The sequence below is a fragment of the Nibribacter ruber genome (genome assembly GCF_009913235.1).
Lineage (GTDB): Bacteria > Bacteroidota > Bacteroidia > Cytophagales > Hymenobacteraceae > Nibribacter > Nibribacter ruber.
Window position 1 is genome coordinate 1380882 of the sequence record NZ_CP047897.1, and the last position, 19940, is coordinate 1400821.

Genomic DNA, 19940 nt, shown 5'->3' on the forward strand with positions numbered 1-19940 from the left:
ACATGACATTGGTCACTTGTTTAGTAGGAATGCCTCAGTTTTGAGCGAAAGCTGGTAGGTCATTTTTGGCTTGTTTTCTGGGAAACAGGCCAAAAACGGAAAGGTACTTTGGTGATAGCCGGGTTAGCGTTTGTCAGGTAGTTTGGCTTGTTGGTGATAACACCAACAAGGGCGGCGACAATTAATCGTTTAAAACAAAAAGACACAAAATGGAAGGCATTAAAAGTCCTACATCTTGTGTCTTATGTCTTGAGTCTTTAAAACCTTAATTCCTCATGCGGCTTAACTTCTCAAGGTTCAGGAGAATGATTTTACTGCCGCGGGTGTCAATGAGCTTTTCGTCTTTGAAGTCTGCCAGCGTGCGAATGACGGTTTCTTTGGAGGCGCCCACAATGCTGGCTAAGTCCTCACGGGAGATGATGATTTCGGTTTTGCCGTCTACTTCTTGCTGGTACTGTTTCTCTACCAGAATCAAGGCCTCGGCTACGCGTTTGCGCACGGAGTTGTATGCCAGTTTCAGGAGGCGGTCTTCGCGGTCGGCCAGGTTATCTGACAGGATCTTGATGAACTTGTTGGCCACGTCTCGGTTTTGGTGCAAGAGCGCAAAGAAGTCTTCCTTGGGTACCACGTACACTTCAGAATCCTCTAGGGCCATGGCAGATTCGCGGTAGGTGCTGTCTTCCAGCAGGTCCAGGTAGCCAATGAAGTCGCCGTCTTTGTAGAGGTTGGTGATGTATTCGCGGCCTTCCTCGTTAGACTTATAGCCCTTCACCTTGCCTTTGTTCAAAAAGAACAAGGAGTTAGGGTAGCTGCCTTCCAGGAACAGGTTGTTCTTCTTCTTGAAGAGCGTGACGCGGCGTTTGTCTGAGATGAGGTGGTTGAGTTCTTCAAATCCTCTGGCCTCTTCTACAAACTGCTCCAGGCCCTGGACGGTCTTCTGAAAGTCCTGGCGAAGAATTTCGCTTTTCTTAAGGCGCATTTCCACGGCGTCCAGCAGTTCTAGGTCGTCAAAGGGTTTGGTAAGGTAATCATCAGCACCCAGGTTCATGCCCTTTCTAAAATCCTCTTTCTCAGACTTGGCCGTCAGGAAAACAAAGGGAATGCTGGAAGTGTCTGGGTTCTTGCTGAGCATATGCAATACGCCGTAACCGTCTAGTTGTGGCATCATGATGTCACAAATGATCAGGTCTGGTTTCTCCTGACGGGCCAGTTCTACGCCTACTTTTCCGTTCTCAGCCTCAAACACCTGGTAATTGGCCAGAGAAAGAATCTCGGCGGTGTTTTCTCTGATTTCCTGATTGTCTTCTATGAGCAGTATCTTTTTCATTTTTAGGCAGATTTGGGGAAAATAAGCGAAAAACGGGAGCCTTTGTTCAGTTCGCTTTCATAGTGCATGGTACCGTCCATCACTTCTACGTAGCGCTTGACAATGTTCAGACCCAGTCCGGTGCCTTGAATGTTGGTGGCATTCTGCGCCCTGAAGAACGGCGTAAACAAATGCACCTGATCGGCTTTGGGTATGCCTATGCCCTTGTCCTCTACGGTAATGGTCACGGCTGACCCTCCAACGCTGGTGGTAAACAGAATGGGCTTGTCCTCTCCAGAGTATTTGCTTCCGTTGGAAAGCAGGTTGAGCAGAATGTTCTTGAGCAATTGCTTGTCCAGGTGCACCAGTGTTTGGTCACCTGTATGTTGATATTGAATCTGCTGGCCTTCTTTCAAGAGCCCCTGCATGTCTTCTACGGCCTCTTGCGAGAACTCCACCAGATCAAACGTGCTGGGCAGGTTATGGACTTTGCCTTCCTCAATGCGGCTCATGGACAGGAAGTCGTTGAGGATGGTGGTGAGGTTTTCTACCGCAGACTTGATGCGTGCCACGTGTTTCTGGCGCTTGTCATCGTCCTCAGTGGATTTGTATTTACCAATCAGAGACGCAGAAGACAAAACCGTACTCAAGGGCGTCCTGAACTCATGTGAGGCCGTGGTCACAAACCGTGACTTAAGCTCGTTCAATTCCTTCTCTTTCTGTAACGCCTTCTGGATGTCTGTTTGGGCCTCATGCAAGATACGGTTGGTGTTTTCCAGTTTCTGGATGGCCTCGGCCAGTTCCTGCGTGCGCGCCTCTACCCTTGCCTCTAATTCAGAGTTGAGCTTTTGGATTTCCTCCAGGTTTTTGGCGTGTTCCAGGCTGTACCTGATGGAACGTTCCAGATCAAAGGGGTTGAAGGTGCCTTTTACCAGATAATCAGAGGCGCCTGCGCGCATGGCTTTCTCATCAGTCTCGCGGTCTGTCTGCCCGGTGAGCAGAATAAACGGCGCGGTACAGCCTTCCTCCACCGCTTTGGTGATGAGTTCCAGCCCGTCATGCGCTCCCAGAAAGAAGTCTACCAGATAGACATCATACTTGCCCTGCTTGACCAGGGCCAGCGCCTCTTGAAAAGACGCCGTCCAGTCCAGGGAGAAATGACGGCCCGGAATGTCTTCTATGATGTCACGGGTGATGATGTAATCATCCTCATCATCATCTACCAACAGAATTCTGATTTTGTCTTGCATCCGCAAATGGCAGGTTAGGCTTTGGGCAGTTCTACAATCTGGAACCAGTATTTGCTTAAGGTCTGCATGACGTCTACCAGGCCGGCAAAGGTCACGGGTTTGGTGATGAAGGAACTCACGCCCAGGTCATAGGTGCGCAGCACGTCTTCCTCGGCCTTAGAGGTAGTCAGCACCACCACCGGGATCACGCGTAAATGGTCATCGGTTTTGATTTCCTTGAGGGCCTCGCGGCCGTCTTTCTTAGGCATGTTAAGGTCCAGCAGAATGAGGCCCGGAGTGGGATATTCAGATTTATCTGAGAACCTACCGCGGTTGTGCAGATACTCCATCAGTTCTTCGCCGTTCTCCACAAACTGGATGTTGTTCATGAGGCGGCTCTCCTCCAGGGCCTCTTTGACCAGCATGCGGTCTTCGGCGTCATCTTCGGCAATTAGAATAACTATGGGTCTTTTACTATGCGACATACTATGCGGGTTTATTCCTGTAAGTTCTTTTTGGCCAGCGTGATAATAAACTGGGTTCCTTTGCCGGGCTGGCTGCGGGCCGTAATGTCACCACCGTGCTTGATGGCAATCTTGCGGCAAATGGCAAGTCCCACGCCGGAGCCTTCGTATTTCTGGCCCTCCAAACGCTGAAAGATATTAAAAATCCGGTCAAGGTACTTCTCTTCAAAGCCAATGCCGTTGTCTTCCACTACAATCTTCACCACTTCGTCACCCGGGGTGGCCGTTAAATGCGCCCAGCGCTGAAAGTCAGTTGATGAGATTCTGATGTGAGGTCTCTCATTGTCCTTCCTAAACTTGATGGCATTGCTGATGAGGTTCTGGAAGAGCTGGCGCATTTGCGTAGGTTCTGCCTCAATGATGGGCAAAGGATAGCGCTCAATCTCGGCACCCGTGCGTTCAATGGTGATTTCCAGGTCAGAGAGCACTTCGGTGAGGATGGCATCCAGGCTTACTTTCTCAAATCCTTTGGACTTGGTGGTCACCCTGGAGAAGGTGAGCAGGTCATTGATGAGGTTCTGCATGCGTACCGCCGCATTGAGCATACGGTCTACATAGTCCTGGCCTTGCTCACTCAGGTTGCCTTTCTCCTTAGACTTGAGCCTGTCACCGAAGGCCTGAATCTTGCGCAACGGCTCCTGCAGGTCATGCGACGATACATACGCAAAGTCCTGTAGCTCCCGATTGCTGCGCTCCAGTTCTGCGGCATAGCGGCGCAGGCGCTCTTCGCTTATCTTCTGCTGCGTAATGTCATGGATAAAACCGGTGTACACCTTGCGGTCTGCCAGTTGCACCTCACTGATGCTCAAAAACAGCGGAAACACGGTGCCGTCCTTCTTCAAACCAGACACTTCACGGCCAATGCCAATAATCTTGCGCTTACCGGTTCTTTGGTAATTGTCCATGTAGCCGTCATGGGCGCTATGGTCTGGCTCTGGCATGAGCAGGCTTATGTTATGCCCCAGAATTTCTGATTCATGGTAGCCAAACAGACGGGCCGCCGCAGGGTTTACCATTTCAATGATGCCGCGCGTGTCTATGGTGATGATGCCGTCTACCGCCGTCTGAATGATGGATTGGATCTTATGCTCACTTTCCAGCTGGGCAACTTCGGCTTTCTTCTGCCGGGAGATGTCATGGATGATGCCGGTATAAATGACGCTATCCTGCAACTTGACCTCACTAATGCTGAGCAGAAACGGAAAAACGGTACCGTCCTTCTTCAGGCCCTTCACCTCTCTGCCAATGCCTATGATCTTGCGTTGACCCGTGCGCTGGTAGTTCTCTATGTACTGATCATGGGCGCTGTGGTCTGGCTCAGGCATGAGCATGCTGATGTTGTTGCCAATCATCTCCTCTGGCTGGTACCCGAAGATGGCAGACACCGCGGGGTTCACAGATTCAATGCGACCACGGGTGTCTATGGTGATGATGCCGTCAATGGCGGCGTCTATGATGGCCTGCAACCGGGCCTGGTCATCAGGGTTATGAGAGGGAGTCAAATGCGTTTCTTCCAAAGCGATCAATTTCTATAAATGTAGAAACTATGCGGCAAGGTATCAAGAAGCATTGACCTTTGCCACCAGTCTTGGGTATACGAGTAGTTTACCTCAAAGCGTTTTTGGCCTGAATTCTTGAAAAGAGGCCAAAAACGGAACATGCGCGCCTCTAAGAGATCATCACCAAATTGGAATTATGAATTGGCACAAGACACCGGGAATGCCTTAGGCTACCTTGCCTTCAAACAGAAAATGACGGGAGTTGAGGAATTTCCACCTATAAGGCTCAAACCCAAAACTATGATAACCGGCTGCCTGTAGCGCAGGCGCAATCTTCTTGAAGTTTAAGAAATTAAACTGCCTTAGCTCTAATTTCTTGCCGTTCTCCAGGTACAGAATGACTACCAAAAACCGCCAGCCACCCGATGGAAAGTGTGATATGCTGAATCCTCTTACCTGGCGGCTATAATACGTTTTCTCTGTAAAGGTCAGGTAATTATACACCGTAATGCCCTGCTCACCAATGGTGTATGTTTTAAACTCGCTTACTGCCTTAGAAAGCAATATGCCCGCCATGGTGCCACCCATCAACAAATAGGCCACTGAGAGGAATACGCTAGCGGGGGAAGGCGCCATCTCTCCCGCGTGCAAGTCTCTGGCAATCCTGTACCCTATGTAAAATGCTCCAACAAATGCGGCAAGGCCTAGAGCTGCTCTAATAAGCGAGTACAATGGATTAAGAAAGGTCCTGAAAGTGCCCATTGCCTTAAATTAACCGAAAGGAACTGGGAGAAGCAAATGCGTGAGGTGAGACCAGCCGGGCATGGGAATAAAACAAAAAAGCCTCTCCACGTTTCCGAAGAGAGGCTTTTTCCAACTAACCGTGATCCCGCTGGGATTCGAACCCAGGACCCATACATTAAAAGTGTATTGCTCTACCAGCTGAGCTACAGAATCAGAAAAAATAAAAGGTGGTAAAAAAACCTTTCCGGGTTTAAAACCGGAAAGGCTTTGTGTAATCATGTGATCCCGCTGGGATTCGAACCCAGGACCCATACATTAAAAGTGTATTGCTCTACCAGCTGAGCTACAGAATCTTTTACTACCTTTGCTTACCAGGGCGTTCCCCCGTATTGCGATGCAAAAGTAAAAGCCCTTTCTCAAAATGCCAAACTTTTCCCGTAAATTCTATAGTGTTTTTTGTGTGGCGTGGCTGTGCCTTTCTCAATTGGTTATGGCTCAATCTACTACAGAAAAACTAACCCGGGCAGATTCTTTATACAACCAGCACCAATATACCCAGGCGTTCACCATTTACGAGCAATTGCTCACCAAGCAGCGGGTGTACACGCCGCAGATGCTCTTGAAAATGGCCTACGTCCAGGAGGGCCTGCAACGCTACACGCAGTCTATGTACTACCTGCAGCTTTACTACAGCAAGCACCCCAGCCGCTCCATTTTAAAAAAGATGGAAGAAGTGGGCCTGCAACAGCACCTGCAAGGCTACGAGTACACCGACTGGGACTTCTTCAAAACCCAGTTTCACAAATACTATGACAAGATCCTGGAACTGCTGCTCATTGGCGCTGTGGTTTTCCTGACCATTCTGGTGCGGCGCTGGGTGAAGAAGAAACCCATTGCCAAGCAAACCCAAGGCACCTTTCTGGTATATGTGGCCTTTCTCTTCTTTTACGCCAATTTCCTCACCCTTGGACAACAGGGCCTCATCCTGAATGCCAACGTCCCCATCATGACGGCACCTTCGGCGGGGGCTGGTTTGGTGACCACGGCCGGCGTGGGTCACCGCGTGAACATTGTAGGCGAGCAGGACATCTGGTACCGCATTGAGTGGAAAGACCAGACGGCGTACATCAGAAAAAACAACCTGCTCTTATTGCCGCAGCCATTGAGCGTGCAGAAGTTGTTCTAAAGTTTGAATTGCCATTTTTGGTCTGATTTCTGGAAAACATCCCAAAAACGATACTCACTCACTCACTCACTCACTCACTCACTCACTCACTCACTCACTGCCAGGCTTCTCTTCCCCCTTTTTGTCATCCTGAAAGGATCTCGTGGGCAAAATAGACAGGCCTTAGCTATAAAACAAACTCCCATTCATCGGCAATCTTCTGCCTTGGCTGCAATCGCGTTACACTAAGTAGGCGCCATTACAGCTTGCCACCAAGATCCTTTCAGGATGACAAATGGGAAATGGTGCTAAAAAGGAAAGTGACTATCGGATTGGTATTGATATAAATAAAAAATCCGTTTTTGGCCTGCTTCCTGGAAAACAGGCCAAAAACGGATTTAAATCTTTTTGCCGAGCCTACTATTTAAATGGCGAGTTGGGCTCTTTCTTCATTTGGTTGTACACCAACTTGTCTGTCAAACCCGGTAAGAATTTACTTAACAGTACGGCCAGCCTGCCTTGCGTAGTCATGACAATGTCGCGCAGGCGTTTACGGGTGGCGTACAGAATACGGTCGGCTACTTCCTCAGAGGTCATCATCTTTCCCTCATCCCGCGGTGATTCTCCCTGCTGACTACCATCGGCGGCTAGGGCGGTGTTTCTAATGTTAGACGCCGTGAAGCCGGGGCAGGCCACCATCACGTGAATGCCTTGGTGCAAGGTTTCGGTGCGCAGGGCACCCAGGAAGCCCTGCATGGCAAACTTAGACGCAGAATAACCCGTGCGGCCCGGCAAACCTTGGTAGCCCGCAATGGACGAAACACCTATGATAGAGCCTTTGCTTTCCAGAATGTACGGCAGCGCGAACTTGGTACAGTAAACGGTCCCCCAGAAGTTGATGTCCATGAGTTGCCGAATCACGTCCAGCTCCACATCCTGGAGCAAGGCCCGCATGCTAATACCAGCGTTGTTGAGCATCACGTCAATCCTCCCAAACTTAGCCACCGTCTGCTCAATCAAAAGGCAGCAGTCTTCTTCCTGGCTTACATCGCCGGGAACGGCCAAGTACTCAATATTGGCTGCGGCCAGTTCCTGCCCTACCTCGTTTAGTTTCTGGGCGTTTCTGCCGTTGATGACTATTTTTCCGCCGGCTCTTCCAAAGGCCAGCGCGCAAGCCCGTCCAATGCCCGAAGATCCGCCGGTGATGATGATGACTTTGTTTTTCATGCTTTTGCTAAGTTGGCGATAAGCGCCTCTACAAAACTACAAGAACTTTTGGCAATGGCCGAAGTCAGTAAATTGTAAAAAGAGCCGCTTTTTGCCTGTTTTCCAGAAAATAACCTAAGAACGAATATTGCCTTTTTACAAGGCCTTGAGCTAAAGGCGTCTCTAATTGCAAATACTCCCCTTGAGGGGAGCGAAGAGGGGTGTTTACATCAGTGTTAGAACCCCTCCTAAAGAAAGCAATGCGCAGGAGACAAGGCAGTGACATTGTCTCTACATTCCTGTTATGCCATTTTCAATATAGTCAACTCCCTCATCTTAACCTTCTCCCTCTAGGGGGAAAGGTCTGCGCTTGTTTGTTTTTGGCCTGATCTCCAGAAAACAGCCTAAAAACGGACTTTTGAAATTGAGAAGGCCATCCCCACATTTCTTCGTATTTTTGCGGCATCGTGAGAAAATTCAAGAAGAAAAAACATAAGTATAACATCATTCCAGAGTTGCGCGTGGAAGAGATGGCCGCCGAAGGCAAGTGTCTGGCCCGGCATGACAACATGGTGGTGTTCATTTCGGGCGTTGCACCTGGAGATGTGGTGGACGTGCGCGTGACCAAGGAACGCAAGAATTACCTGGAGGCCACCCCTATTCATTTCCATGCTTACTCAGAACAGCGTATTGAGCCGTTCTGTGAGCATTTTGGGGTGTGCGGCGGCTGTAAATGGCAACACATTGCCTATGACACCCAGCTGTTCTACAAGCAGAAGCAGGTGAATGACAACATTGAGCGCATCGGCAAGATTACCGGCTATGAGATGTTGCCTATTCTGCCTTCGGACCGCGTGAGCTTCTACCGTAATAAGTTGGAGTTTACCTTCTCAGGCAATTCCTGGCTGACCCAAGAGCAGATTAACAGCGGCCAGGAGTTTGAGCGGAGAGCGCTGGGTTTCCACGTGCCGTTGCGCTTTGACAAGATTGTAGACATTCAGCACTGCTATCTGCAACCGGCGCCGTCTAATGAGATTAGACTGGCCGTGAAGCAGTATGCGCTAGAGAACGACCTGCCGTTTTTTGATTTGGTCAAGCAGGAAGGCTTCCTGCGGAACCTCATCATCAGGACGGCCAACACCGGTGACTTGATGGTGATTGTGCAGGTCTTCCAGGACAAGATGGAATGGTTGCAACCGCTGTTGGACTTCTTGTTGCAGGCTTTTCCGCAGATTACGTCTTTGCAGTACGTGGTCAACAACAAGGGCAATGAGACGTTTCATGACCTGGACGTGATTTGCTACCACGGCGACCCGTACATTCATGAGCAGATGGAAGGCTTGCGCTTCAGAGTCGGGCCGAAGTCTTTTTACCAGACCAACTCTGAGCAGGCTTATAACTTGTATAAACTGACCCGAGAGTTTGCCCTTTTAAGTGGCACTGAGACGGTGTATGACTTGTACACGGGCGCAGGTACCATCGCGAACTTCGTGGCCCGTTCTGCGGCGCAGGTGATAGGCATTGAGTATGTGGCCAGCGCTATTGAAGACGCCAAAATCAACTCGCAGATAAACGACATCACCAACACGCATTTCTATGCCGGTGACATGAAGGACGTCTTGAACCACGACCTGTTTGCCAAGCACGGCCGTCCTGACGTCATCATCACTGACCCGCCGCGTGCCGGTATGCACCCAGACGTGGTAGCCAAGTTGATAGAGGTGAAAGCCAACCGCATTGTCTACGTGAGCTGTAACCCGTCTACCCAGGCTCGCGACTTGGAGATGCTGTCAGAGGCCTATGACGTGGTAAAGGTGCAACCCGTAGATATGTTCCCGCAGACCTACCACGTTGAGAGCGTGGCCTTGCTGTCTTTGAAGAGCTAAAAATCAATTATTCGTTTTCGGCTTAGTTTGACCAAAACAGGCCGAAAACGGAAATACTTTGTAAACCATTTGGCACAAGCATCGTGCTACTTGATATACGTTATTACTATCATGCAGAACGACCCAGAATTAAACGGCAAATACTTAGGCACCATCACACAAGACTTTGTGCAGGTGTCTGATACCTTGAAGGAAGCTTCTTACCAGATTAGAAAGCGCGACATCTCCAAGTACCCCATCTTTGTGTTCTCCAGAGAGGTGACAAAGATTGGCGGCTTGCTGATTGAAGCTTCTGAACGCAATTTGCAGTGGAACGTGAATGCCTCCTATTTGGAGGACTTTATCAACCGTAAACTGGTAGCCGAAGACATGATTGAGGACTTCCAGCAAGCCTACCGCGATGCAGACGAATATTGTTGTCTGTTTGTGGTAGACCGCGAGTTCATGAACTTCGTGTTTGTGCCGTATCCAGAGGATTAAGGATTACTTCAATTCATAAAACAAGAAGGGCGAATCTTAAAAGATTCGCCCTTCTTGTTTTTAGTTACTTTGGTTTTATTAGGCCTCCATTATATCTTCGTCATCTTCTGGCACGTCATCAAAGCTTCCCTCTACTCTTGCTTCGCAAGTTTCAAATCCTATAAAATACTGTTCTTGGTAGGACTCCAACTTATCAAAAACAGCTTGATAATCACCTTCGGGTTTCATGTCCAGTGCCACATATATATCATCTGCCCGTTCATAAGAAACATGATGTTCAAAGAAAGATTCAAGTATTACTTCTTGTTGTTCCCTGCTTACTTGGCTCTTGAAACATATCCTAAATGTTCTACGTCCGCTTGGCTTTATCAACTCCCTGATTTCTGGTTTAAGCTCCTCAGAGTCAGAAGTAGCCCTAACAATATCTTTAAAGTTTAAACCATATGCATAAAAAGGGACATTCTCAATTTGAAACAAGTCATTCCCAAGCGGTTCAGCCCACATTGATTCTCCACCAACAACCCAATGATTAGGCAGGTCAATATGTATTTTCTCTAAACCTTCCTCGTTCATAATAACTGAACCTATCTAATGTACAGGTAGCTAATCACTCCCATAAACAACAGAAACGAAGCTACCCCGCCCCATCTTATTCCCCAGCCCAGCGCCTTCATATATTCACTGGTGGCTCGCTTTTGCAACAGTTTGCCTATCACATACGCACTTACCAACAGAAGGATGAGTATCCAGGAATGGTTAATCAATTGAAACAGCAACGTAGCCAAGCCCAGCAAAACAACGGTGCCTACCAGGCCTAAGAGTTGAAAAAGTAGCTTCACTTTTTAGGCAAAATGATTCCAGCCTTGAGCTTTAATGGCATGGGCGTTGCCGCTTGGCGTCACCAGGTTCACCCCTTCAGCGGCGTCTGTGATTTTACCGATGATGGTGATGTCTGGGTGATTTTTGAGCTTATCGTAGTCAGAGAGTTTGGCCGTGAAGAGTAGTTCATAGTCTTCGCCTCCGTTCATGATACAGGTCACCGGGTCAATCTTGAATTCCTCGGCGGTGTCTAGGGTTTGTTGGTCTACCGGAAGTTTGTCCTGGAAAACGGCAGCTCCTACCCTACTCTGCGAACAGATGTGTAATAACTCAGAACCCAATCCGTCAGAAATGTCAATCATAGAAGTTGGGTGCACGCCCAGTTCCTTCAGCTCATGAATCACGTCCATACGAGCCTCGGGGCGCAATTGACGACCTACCACATAGTCTTTGCCTTCCAGTTCTGGTTGAGTTTCTGGGTCGGCTAAAAACGCTTGTTTCTCGCGCTCCAGTAGTTGCAGGCCTAAGTAAGCGCCGCCTAAGTCGCCGGTTACGCAGATAAGGTCATTTACTTGGGCAGTACTGCGCAGAACGGCTTTGCCTTTTTCTACTTCGCCTAGGGCCGTTACGCTTATCACCAGACCAGAACGGGACGAGGTAGTGTCTCCGCCTACCAGGTCTACTTTGTAGTTTTCGCAGGCCAAGCGCATGCCTTCATACAGTTCTTCCATAGCCTCTACCGTATAGCGCGCGCTAATGGCCAGACTCACCACAATTTGGGTAGGAATGGCGTTCATGGCGGCTATATCAGAGACGTTTACGGCTACGGCTTTGTACCCCAAGTGCTTGAGCGGGCAGAAGGTCAGGTCAAAGTGCACGTTCTCAATGAGCATATCAGTGGTCACTACCATTTGCTTTTGGCCGGGCTCAATGATGGCGGCATCATCGCCAATGCCTAAAACGGTAGATGGGTTTTGCAACTCAACGTGCTCTTGCAGTCTTCTAATCAGGCCGAACTCGCCGAGGCTATCTAAGGAGGTATATTCAGACATAGTGTGTATTTTCTAGGTATTTATACGATTCGCGCCCGCTCGCCAAATCTGGCTTTGAGGCGTTTTTAGGCTATTTTAATAGAAACAGCCCGAAAACGCAAAGATAGCTTTTTTGTTGGGGCTTGCCATTTCACAGGTAAAGGCTGTATATTAAACTTTTATTTGCTAACGAGCGTTAGCTTTTATAGATTTGATGCTCATCACCACCAGTACTATGTCGCGTAAAGAACAAATAGACCAAGTTGCCACATCGCTTTTCAGAAGCAGAGGTTTTGCCGCCACCACCATGCGTGACCTGGCGCTGGAACTGGGCATTGAAGCCGGTAGTTTGTATTCGCACATCAAGTCTAAAGAAGATATCCTGCAACGCGTGTGCTTTAAAATGGCAGATGCGTTTGTAGCCGCGTTTGAACAGGTACAGAACAAGGCAGTGCCGGCTTCTGAGAAATTACAGCTGGCCGTAGCCGCCCACGTGCGGGTCCTGACCCAAAACCCAGAGGCGGCGGGCGTGTTCTTAAATGAGTGGAAGCACCTGAGCGAGCCTACTTTGAGCAAATTCAGCCAGATGCGCCACCGCTATGAAGAAGGCTTCAGGGAGATTGTGAGAGAGGGCATCGCCAATGGCGAGTTCAGAGTCACCGATGAGAAATTTGTGGTACTGACTTTGCTCTCTAGTTTGAACTGGCTCCACACCTGGTACAAGCCAGAAGGAAAAATGAACCCCGACCAGATAGCCGATTACTTGTCTAATCTGCTCTTAAACGGATTACTGAACACAGAATTACACGCGCAAAACGCATAAGGCAATACTCTAAATAAGAATATTATGTACGGAGGAGGAAACGTTTTTGAGGCCACCAAGTTTGATGACCTTCAGCAGGAAGACCCGGTGTTGTTGGCAGAGTTTGAAGCCCGCATAGCCCGTGGAGAGAAAATTGAGCCCAACGACTGGATGCCCCAATTATACCGCAAGCAATTAGTGCGTATGATTGAACAGCACGCCCACTCTGAGATTATCGGCGCTTTGCCAGAAGGTACCTGGATTACCCGTGCCCCGGGCTTCAGACGCAAGCTGGCCCAGATGGCCAAGGTGCAGGACGAAGTAGGCCACGCTCAATTACTTTACAGCGCCGCTGAAACCCTTGGCAAGACCCGTGAGCAGATGCTAACCGACCTTATCAACGGCAAAAGCAAATACTCCAACGTGTTCAACTACCCTGCCTTTACTTGGGCAGACTCCAATATCATTTCCTGGCTGATTGACGCGGGTGCCATTGTCAACCAGATGGCCAACGCCAAAGGAAGCTACGGACCGTATTGCCGTGCCCTGGACAGAATCTGCGCCGAGGAAGCCTTCCACTTGAAATACGGTCATGATGCCGTAGTGCATATGGCCACAGGCTCACCGGTACAGCGCCAGATGATTCAGGAAGCTTTGAACCGCTGGTGGCCGCCAATCATGACGTTCTTCGGGCCGAGTGACAAGATGAGTACCCACACCGAGACTTTGATGCGCTGGAAAGTAAAAATGGCTTCTAATGATGCCTGCCGTCAGCAGTTCCTGGACATGTATGTGCCTAAGATTTGGGAATTGGGCTTAACGGTTCCAGATGCCAAATTGCGTAAAAACGAAGAAGGTGTTTGGGAATACACTGAGCCAGACTGGGACGAATTCAAACGCGTGATTAACGGAGACGGCCCTTGCAACGCAGAGCGACTTGCCGTACGCCGTTCCGCCGAAGAACGCGGTGCCTGGGTAAGACGCGCGCTTTTGTCGCCGAAGGCTTCTTACGTTAGACCATTAGCATAAACCACAAGGTGCTAGCCCAAAAGGCTAGCACCTTTCTCATAACCAAGTCCTCCTAATAGAGGACATCCTAACTTAGCCTCCAGACCTGAGGCTTAGCACCAAAGAATATGTCTCAAGACACAGAACACATCCACTCGCTTGACCCACGCGTCACTCGCCTGCACATTGAGGCCGAGGCTGAACAAGAGCAGAAACCGCAACTAGACCAACTGGAAACCTATGAGGTCTTCCATCAGCAGAAAGAAGGCAAAGCTTTTTCCTATGTCGGTCCGGTACACGGTGCCAATGAAGAGATTGCCTTCTTGTTCGGGAAAGAGCAATACAGCCGTCGCGCGGCCTGCACCGGCATGTGGATTGTGAAAACCCAACGCGTGTTTGTGACACCTTACGTAGATGACAACACGTCTTTCTATGACACCTTGCAGGAACTGGCCGTTACGCCAGAAGAAACTGAGCAGACCTATGAAATTTTCCATTTGAAGAAGCGTGGCAAAGCGCACGTGCATGCTGGCACCGTGACTGCCCGTTCTTATGAGCAGGCCTTGCAAGTGGCTAAGCAGACCTTGAATACGCCACCGGTGGTGAACGTGTGGGTGGTGGCCAGCCAGGATGTTCTGCGCGAAGAGCAAGAGAAAGACATCTGGCTCACTACGCCAGAGAAGAAGTACCGCGAAGCCACTGCGTACCGCGTGCAAGATAAGATTGACCGTTTCAAAGCCGAAAGACAAGCCCAATAAGCCATGCAGGACCTAGCCATCAAAGACCTTTTATACAAGCTAGCCGATGACCAGTTGATTCTGGGACACCGCAATTCTGAGTGGACCGGCATGGGGCCCATGCTGGAAGAAGACATCGCCTTTTCCTCCATGGCCCAGGACAAACTTGGCCACAGCCTGGCCTTCTATTCTCTATTACATGAACTAGGCGAAGGCGAACCAGACACCGTCGCCTTCATGCGCAACGCAGACCAGTTCCACAACTGCCAACTCACAGAACTGCCCATTGGTGAGTATGATTTCAGCTTGATTAGACACTTCTTGTTTGACAACGCTGAGTCCTTGCGCTTTGAGTCCTTGAGCCAATCCAGCCATGAGGGCATCGCCAGAATTGCCACCAAGCTCAAAGGCGAAGTAAAGTACCACGTGTTGCACGGCAATACCATGGTCAAGCAACTAGGCTCCGCCACCGAGGAAAGCATCTCACGCTTACAACAGGCTTTAGACTACGCTTTGCCTTATGCACTAGGCATCTTTGAGCCGTCCAAGTATGAGCAGGAACTGATTGACGCCGGCGTGTATGTAGGCGAAACTTCTATCCAAGCAGAATGGGAAAACCGAATTTCGGCTGTTTTGGCCAAAACAAGCCTAAAACTACCTGACTTGGCTAGCCTCACGCCCGTGTACGGTGGCCGTTACGGACAGCACACAGAACATCTTCAACCTCTCTTAGATGAAATGGCCGAAGTCTTCAAACTAGACCCAACCGCTGAGTGGTAGATTTTATTGTTAGTTGCTGATTGTTGAATGTTCACACAGCACACATCATGAAATATTGAGAAGTCGTTTTTGGCCTACTTTTGTGAAAACAAGCCAAAAACGACTTTTTGCTTATTATTAAAACAGTCAATCACCTTGCACTGTATTTATTTGATTAATTGCTTGGGATAATAGACCTAGGTGTTGTTTGGAAAAATTAAAATGGAAAACCTGATTGTAGAATGTTGTATATGTGGCAATGCGATGCCATATGAGGTTTCCATTCTGGTATCATTAAGTTTACCTACCAACGTGAGAGAAGCTCAAGGTTTGTTTGCGCACAAAGACTGTTTAAATAAAACTTTGCATAACAGTATCCCCAGACTCTTCGACGAACTTAAAGGATTATAAAAAAATCAACAGGGCGCTAATTCTGTAAAAATTGGAATCACTTTTAAAGATTTCTATTCTGACATTCAGAATTTAGGTTCAAAAACTCCATTTCTTCAGCATCATTTCAGCCTCATTATTGTTATTCAAGTATCCTGAGAATCAAGAACAACAATCAAGAATTAACAATCCACAATCATATGCAGACCGTTGAGCAAATCCGTGAGTTTTTAGAGGAGGTGAAAGACCCTGAGATTCCTGTGTTGTCTTTGAACGACTTGGGCGTGATTACCGGGATTGAGCTCAACCCAGACGGTTTTGTAACGGTTCGCATGACTCCTACGTTTGCAGGGTGTCCGGCCATGGACTACATGCGGGCAGAAGTAGAGCAGTCGTTGCGCAAGCATGGCATTAAGGCCTTTGAAGTGGTGATGAGTTTTGACGAGCCCTGGAACTCCAACAAGCTCTCAGAGAAAGGAAGACAGGCATTGAAGGATTTCGGGTTGGCGCCGCCGCAACCGTACCAGGGCATTCTGGATTTGGAGATTCTGGAGTACGCCACGTGTCCCAACTGTCAAAGCCAAAACACTGAGATGCGCACGCCGTTCGGCCCTACCCTTTGCCGGTCCATGCATTACTGTAATGATTGCCGACAGATGTTTGAGCAGTTTAAGCCATTGTAACCCCAACTATGAAAAAATACTTACACCTGTGTGCCTTCGGAGTTTTGTTAGGTGCCGCGAGTTGTTCTAAAGACTCGGGAAAGAGTGGTCCTTTGGCCCGTCCTATCTCAGTTGAGCAGCTGAGAACCCAATTGATTACCTTGTCAGACACGCTGTCGGGTAAATGGACCGTGATGGCGGCCAGTGACAGCACCAAGATTGAAGATATGGAAGAAATGCTAGCCGCTCTTCCGCCAGCCGTCCTTCCGCCTGACCAACGCGCCGATTTGCAGAAGTCCATCAAGCGACTTTCTACTTTGCGCTACGACCGCAAGACCATGAGCAACTCAGACATGATTGATGCGTATGACATGGCCCATGACTCTGTGTACAAAGCCTTATTTGCCTTTCTGCCAGACAGCGGCTCTACCGGCATTCCCAGAGTTGATTCTTTGAAGAACGAGATACAGGCCCACCACAACGAAGTAGTCATGTACCGTAGCCGCTATGATGTGACCGCCAAGGAAATGAATACGCTTATTAGAAGATACAGAAAGCGTCTTCCGCGTTTGGGCAAGCCCTATGATACCTTACAACCGGCGCCTTTGTTCCAATGGGTAGATAACAGCAAGCCCAATACAGAAACCCCCGAAGAAGAATAAACTTATTATCTATAAAACGAAGAGGCCTCCTGATATAAGGAGGCCTCTTCCGTTTTTGGGCTATTTTCAGGAAATCAGGCTAAAAACGCCTATCCCAATTTTTTCATTTCGTCCTTTACGAAGTCAACCAGCGTTTGGATGTACTCACTGGAGAAGTCAAACCGAATACCCGCTGCAGCATAAATCTCCCCGATGGTGGCGGTATAACCCAAACTCAAGGCTTTTTTGTAGCCTTCCAGGGCAGCAGTTGGTTCTTCTTTATAGCGTTTCCAGACGGCGACGGCGCCTAGTTGGGCCATGGCGTACTCTATGTAGTAGAATGGTACTTCATAGAGGTGCAACTGCTTCTGCCAGATGTAAGGCTTCACGTGCTCCAGGCCAGTCCAGTCTACTTCATGCAGGTTGAACTGCTCAAAAATACGCACCCAATTATCGTGGCGTTCTTCTACGGTATGGTTAGGGTTCTCGTAAATCCAATGCTGGAATTTGTCAATGGTAGCTACCCACGGGAAGGTCTCCAACACGCCTTCTAAGTGCTGGCGCTTGGCGCGCACCAAATCCTCCCGGTTAGGGAAGAAGATGTCCCAGTGGTCCAGCGTAATCAGCTCCATGGACATAGAAGCCAGCTCCGCCACCTCAGAAGGTGGGTGTTTGGCGCTGTTCAAAGGCAAGTCACGGGTCAGGAAAGAATGTACGGCGTGGCCGCCTTCATGGAGCAAAGTCACCACATCACGTAAAGACGAGGTAGCGTTCATGAAGATGAAGGGTACGCCAATTTCATCCAGTGGGTAGTTGTACCCGCCTGGGGCTTTTCCTTTGCGTGATTCTAAATCCAAGTGTCCCATCTCGCGCATAGTCACCAGGCAATCGCCTAAGAAGGTGTCTAAGCGATAGAAACAGTCAATGGTTTTCTCCAGCAGTTCCTCGCCGGTTTTGAACGGCTCCAGCGGTGGCAACAGGCTCGGGTCCACGTCCATGTCCCAAGGGCGCAAAGTATCTAGCTTCAGCTTGTCTTTGTGCTCCTTGTCAATCTGACGCGTTACTGGTACCACCTGCTCTTGAATGGCTTTATGGAAGGCGTACGTGTCTTCTGGACGGTAGTCAAACCGGCCGAGGGCCGCGAACATATAATCCCTGAAATTGTCAAACCCAGCATTCTTAGCAACTTGATTGCGCAGGCCCACCAGTTCGGTGAACAGGTCATCCAGTTTGTCTTTGTCTTGCAGACGGCGTTCCTGAATGGCTCTATAGGCTTCCTCACGCACGGCGCGGTCGGTTTGCTTAAGGCGGTCAGAGGCGCGTTGCAGGGTCATTTCTTCGCCGTCCAAAGTCACCATCATGGCGCCGGCAATGGCGCCGTACTGCTGTGATTTGGTGCTTATTTCTGTCTGTAATGGAATGTTCTCCTCCCTAAACAGCTCAATGGCTCTACGAACACCGCGCAGGTAGATGAAGTATTGCTTCTGGTCCAGCTGGTCAGCGTACGGAGATTCCACCAACTTACGGTTGAAGGCATCGTCATACGGCGAGGCCTTCGGCTCAATCTCCGTTACAAAGAACTGAAACGCTTCGGTGAGGGCCTCATCCTGAGTGTTGCAGGTCATCTTGATGTAGCGCCATGCCAGATTCTCTGACAGCACACTTTCCAGCTCACTGCGGTCAGAAATCCACTTCTCCAGCTCGGCCAGAGAATTGACGGGACGGTTCTTCAGTTCCTCAAAGATAGGCTCCAAAGAAGCCCAATCAGAAACCTCAAACTCTTCGGGCATGTAAACGCGGGGTTTACGCTGGGGCAGAGCGAGCGTTTTGGGGGTATTTTCCATAAAACAGGTCAAAAACGATTATCCAATCTCAATCACCACGTCTGAGGTGAGCGGATGGCCTACACAGTTTAGTACATACCCTTGGGCAATCTCAGAGTCAGAGAGGCCTTCGCGCTCATCTAAATGCACGCGCCCGGTTAGGCATTTGCCACGGCAGGCGGTACACAGACCGGCCTGGCAAGAATACGGCAAATCAATATCATCCCGCAGACCGGCTTCCAGGATGGTCTCGTTGGGTTCTACTTCTACTTTGTACTCTTTGCCTTCATAGATGATGGTCACCGTTTGGGTCACAATCTCATCTGTCTCGTTGGCGCCGGTCACGTTCTTGTCTTCGGGCGTGGTTGGTGCCACAAAGCTTTCCTTGAACACGCGGTCCGAAGGCACACGCAGGAACTGCAGGGCGTCGCGCACCTCGTTCATCATGCCTTCTGGTCCGCACATGTAGAAGCTTTCCTCTGTAAAGCCCGGCGCCTTGCACTTGTCCATCAATTTGATGACCATCATGCGGTCCAACAGGCCAATATTCTCCTCTTGTTGCTCCGTGGCGTCTTTCAGGGACTCATTGTACACGTAGACCACTTTCAGACGCTCAGGATTTTCCTGCTCCAGACGGTCAAACTCGCTTTTGAAGATGACAGAGTTCTCATTGCGGTTCCCGTAAATCAAGGTCACCCGGCTCTGAGGCTCATCCTTTAAGATAGTTCTGGTCATGGACATCAATGGCGTGATACCGCTACCACCACCAAACAGGTAGATGTGGCGCTTTTTAGAGGCATCGGCTTGCAGGTTGAAATTCCCGAGCGGGGCCATCACTTCAATTTCCTGTCCTACTTTGACGTTATCCAGGATGTAATTAGACATCAAACCGCCATCTACGCGTTTCACGGTCACAGAGAACCTTGGATCATCTGGGGTGCTGCACAACGAGTAAGAGCGGCGCACCTTGGTACCATTCACCGGAATGATCAGGGTTAAAAACTGACCCGGAATAAAGGTGATGCTATTTTTCTGGGGATGCTCTAAATGAAGGGTTACAGCGTCGGAGGTTTCTTGGGTGATGTCCGCCACCTTCATGTGGTAGTGAGTATTGCTCATAGTTCTAGGAATGGAAAACAAACGCTTACGTTTGCTAAACTGGTTTACAGCCCGAAAGTTACGATATTTCAGCATCCTGCCCGAACGCCTGTCCAAAATTCTACTGCAAT

20 protein-coding genes and 2 tRNA genes are annotated in these 19940 nt (G+C 49.3%); 9 read left to right on the forward strand and 13 right to left on the reverse strand.

The annotated features are described in order from the left end of the window. Nucleotides 1-265: 265 nt before the first annotated feature. The 7 genes from GU926_RS05840 to GU926_RS05870 all read right to left on the reverse strand — a co-directional run bounded on the left by GU926_RS05840 (nt 266) and on the right by GU926_RS05870 (nt 5655). A complete protein-coding gene (locus GU926_RS05840; protein WP_160689920.1) occupies nt 266-1327 on the reverse strand; it encodes a response regulator in 1062 nt (353 codons plus the stop codon). Nucleotides 1328-1329: 2 nt separating this feature from the next. Further along, nucleotides 1330-2556, reverse strand: coding sequence for a hybrid sensor histidine kinase/response regulator (locus GU926_RS05845; RefSeq protein ID WP_160689922.1), 1227 nt, complete (start codon nt 2554-2556; stop codon nt 1330-1332). Between the two features lie 14 nt (nt 2557-2570). After that, nucleotides 2571-3020 carry a response regulator gene (locus tag GU926_RS05850; protein ID WP_160689924.1) on the reverse strand — a complete coding sequence of 150 codons (450 nt, stop codon included), beginning with the start codon at nt 3018-3020 and terminating at the stop codon, nt 2571-2573. An 11-nt stretch (nt 3021-3031) separates the two neighbouring features. Beyond that, nucleotides 3032-4576: a PAS domain-containing sensor histidine kinase gene (locus GU926_RS05855; RefSeq protein ID WP_160689926.1), complete on the reverse strand. Its 1545-nt coding sequence runs from the start codon at nt 4574-4576 to the stop codon at nt 3032-3034. Nucleotides 4577-4783: 207 nt separating this feature from the next. Next, nucleotides 4784-5194, reverse strand: a complete 411-nt coding sequence (locus GU926_RS05860; protein ID WP_160689928.1) for a hypothetical protein — start codon at nt 5192-5194, stop codon at nt 4784-4786. A gap of 248 nt (nt 5195-5442) precedes the next feature. Next, a tRNA-Lys gene (locus tag GU926_RS05865) sits at nt 5443-5515 on the reverse strand. A gap of 67 nt (nt 5516-5582) precedes the next feature. Further along, nucleotides 5583-5655, reverse strand: a tRNA-Lys gene (locus tag GU926_RS05870). A 137-nt stretch (nt 5656-5792) separates the two neighbouring features. On the opposite strand from GU926_RS05870, the gene GU926_RS05875 reads away from it, so the two are divergent. Then, on the forward strand, nt 5793-6488 hold the full coding sequence (locus GU926_RS05875; protein WP_232058446.1) for an SH3 domain-containing protein: 696 nt from the start codon (nt 5793-5795) through the stop codon (nt 6486-6488). Nucleotides 6489-6887: 399 nt separating this feature from the next. On the opposite strand, the gene GU926_RS05880 is transcribed toward GU926_RS05875, so the two are convergent. Further along, entirely contained in the window at nt 6888-7694 is an 807-nt protein-coding gene (locus GU926_RS05880; protein WP_160689932.1) for an SDR family oxidoreductase, read from the reverse strand. A 446-nt stretch (nt 7695-8140) separates the two neighbouring features. Between GU926_RS05880 and rlmD the strand changes: the two genes are divergently transcribed. Then, complete coding sequence (rlmD, locus tag GU926_RS05885) at nt 8141-9559, forward strand: 23S rRNA (uracil(1939)-C(5))-methyltransferase RlmD (RefSeq protein WP_160689934.1); 1419 nt, start codon at nt 8141-8143, stop codon at nt 9557-9559. A gap of 111 nt (nt 9560-9670) precedes the next feature. Continuing rightward, the gene (locus GU926_RS05890; protein ID WP_160694628.1) at nt 9671-10039 is read left to right on the forward strand and encodes a hypothetical protein; all 369 of its coding nucleotides are present in this window, start codon (nt 9671-9673) and stop codon (nt 10037-10039) included. A 78-nt stretch (nt 10040-10117) separates the two neighbouring features. Here GU926_RS05890 and GU926_RS05895 read toward each other — a convergent pair whose 3' ends face one another. Genes GU926_RS05895 through thiL form a run of 3 tightly spaced genes read right to left on the reverse strand, consistent with a single transcriptional unit; the run spans nt 10118 to nt 11910 of the window. Then, nucleotides 10118-10612, reverse strand: a complete 495-nt coding sequence (locus GU926_RS05895; RefSeq protein ID WP_160689936.1) for a DUF4265 domain-containing protein — start codon at nt 10610-10612, stop codon at nt 10118-10120. 11 nt (nt 10613-10623) lie between these two features. Further along, entirely contained in the window at nt 10624-10878 is a 255-nt protein-coding gene (locus GU926_RS05900) for a hypothetical protein (protein ID WP_160689938.1), read from the reverse strand. A 3-nt stretch (nt 10879-10881) separates the two neighbouring features. Further along, nucleotides 10882-11910 (reverse strand): thiamine-phosphate kinase, encoded by a 1029-nt coding sequence (gene thiL / locus GU926_RS05905; protein ID WP_160689940.1) that lies wholly within the window; start codon nt 11908-11910, stop codon nt 10882-10884. 214 nt (nt 11911-12124) lie between these two features. Here thiL and GU926_RS05910 point away from each other — a divergent pair, with 214 nt between their 5' ends. The 6 genes from GU926_RS05910 (at nt 12125) to GU926_RS05935 (ending at nt 16909) form a co-directional block, all read left to right on the forward strand. Beyond that, entirely contained in the window at nt 12125-12712 is a 588-nt protein-coding gene (locus GU926_RS05910; RefSeq protein WP_160689942.1) for a TetR/AcrR family transcriptional regulator, read from the forward strand. A 24-nt stretch (nt 12713-12736) separates the two neighbouring features. Next, nucleotides 12737-13720, forward strand: coding sequence for a 1,2-phenylacetyl-CoA epoxidase subunit PaaA (gene paaA / locus GU926_RS05915; protein ID WP_160689944.1), 984 nt, complete (start codon nt 12737-12739; stop codon nt 13718-13720). 107 nt (nt 13721-13827) lie between these two features. Then, nucleotides 13828-14457: a phenylacetic acid degradation b gene (locus tag GU926_RS05920; protein ID WP_160689946.1), complete on the forward strand. Its 630-nt coding sequence runs from the start codon at nt 13828-13830 to the stop codon at nt 14455-14457. Nucleotides 14458-14460: 3 nt separating this feature from the next. Further along, complete coding sequence (gene paaC / locus GU926_RS05925; RefSeq protein ID WP_160689948.1) at nt 14461-15216, forward strand: 1,2-phenylacetyl-CoA epoxidase subunit PaaC; 756 nt, start codon at nt 14461-14463, stop codon at nt 15214-15216. Nucleotides 15217-15785: 569 nt separating this feature from the next. Continuing rightward, entirely contained in the window at nt 15786-16268 is a 483-nt protein-coding gene (gene paaD / locus GU926_RS05930; protein ID WP_160689950.1) for a 1,2-phenylacetyl-CoA epoxidase subunit PaaD, read from the forward strand. A gap of 8 nt (nt 16269-16276) precedes the next feature. Continuing rightward, nucleotides 16277-16909: a hypothetical protein gene (locus GU926_RS05935; protein WP_160689952.1), complete on the forward strand. Its 633-nt coding sequence runs from the start codon at nt 16277-16279 to the stop codon at nt 16907-16909. Nucleotides 16910-16998: 89 nt separating this feature from the next. Here the strand turns inward: GU926_RS05935 and GU926_RS05940 are convergent, their stop codons facing one another. Both GU926_RS05940 and GU926_RS05945 read right to left on the reverse strand, forming a co-directional pair. Beyond that, entirely contained in the window at nt 16999-18732 is a 1734-nt protein-coding gene (locus GU926_RS05940) for a M3 family oligoendopeptidase (protein WP_160689954.1), read from the reverse strand. 18 nt (nt 18733-18750) lie between these two features. Next, entirely contained in the window at nt 18751-19830 is a 1080-nt protein-coding gene (locus GU926_RS05945; protein ID WP_160689958.1) for a ferredoxin--NADP reductase, read from the reverse strand. Between the last annotated feature and the right edge of the window lie 110 nt (nt 19831-19940).

Bases quoted from the DNA above. Each gene is read 5' to 3' on its own strand.
- GU926_RS05845 (WP_160689922.1), bottom strand. From the start codon at position 2,556: ATGCAAGACAAAATCAGAATTCTGTTGGTAGATGATGATGAGGATGAT.
- GU926_RS05860 (WP_160689928.1), bottom strand. From the start codon at position 5,194: ATGGCGCCTTCCCCCGCTAGCGTATTCCTCTCAGTGGCCTATTTGTTG.
- paaC (WP_160689948.1), top strand. From the start codon at position 14,461: ATGCAGGACCTAGCCATCAAAGACCTTTTATACAAGCTAGCCGATGAC.
- GU926_RS05880 (WP_160689932.1), bottom strand. From the start codon at position 7,694: ATGAAAAACAAAGTCATCATCATCACCGGCGGATCTTCGGGCATTGGA.
- paaA (WP_160689944.1), top strand. From the start codon at position 12,737: ATGTACGGAGGAGGAAACGTTTTTGAGGCCACCAAGTTTGATGACCTT.
- GU926_RS05850 (WP_160689924.1), bottom strand. From the start codon at position 3,020: ATGTCGCATAGTAAAAGACCCATAGTTATTCTAATTGCCGAAGATGAC.
- GU926_RS05935 (WP_160689952.1), top strand. From the start codon at position 16,277: ATGAAAAAATACTTACACCTGTGTGCCTTCGGAGTTTTGTTAGGTGCC.
- paaD (WP_160689950.1), top strand. From the start codon at position 15,786: ATGCAGACCGTTGAGCAAATCCGTGAGTTTTTAGAGGAGGTGAAAGAC.
- GU926_RS05895 (WP_160689936.1), bottom strand. From the start codon at position 10,612: ATGAACGAGGAAGGTTTAGAGAAAATACATATTGACCTGCCTAATCAT.
- GU926_RS05945 (WP_160689958.1), bottom strand. From the start codon at position 19,830: ATGAGCAATACTCACTACCACATGAAGGTGGCGGACATCACCCAAGAA.
- GU926_RS05910 (WP_160689942.1), top strand. From the start codon at position 12,125: ATGTCGCGTAAAGAACAAATAGACCAAGTTGCCACATCGCTTTTCAGA.
- thiL (WP_160689940.1), bottom strand. From the start codon at position 11,910: ATGTCTGAATATACCTCCTTAGATAGCCTCGGCGAGTTCGGCCTGATT.
- GU926_RS05840 (WP_160689920.1), bottom strand. From the start codon at position 1,327: ATGAAAAAGATACTGCTCATAGAAGACAATCAGGAAATCAGAGAAAAC.
- GU926_RS05920 (WP_160689946.1), top strand. From the start codon at position 13,828: ATGTCTCAAGACACAGAACACATCCACTCGCTTGACCCACGCGTCACT.
- GU926_RS05890 (WP_160694628.1), top strand. From the start codon at position 9,671: ATGCAGAACGACCCAGAATTAAACGGCAAATACTTAGGCACCATCACA.
- GU926_RS05940 (WP_160689954.1), bottom strand. From the start codon at position 18,732: ATGGAAAATACCCCCAAAACGCTCGCTCTGCCCCAGCGTAAACCCCGC.
- GU926_RS05875 (WP_232058446.1), top strand. From the start codon at position 5,793: ATGGCTCAATCTACTACAGAAAAACTAACCCGGGCAGATTCTTTATAC.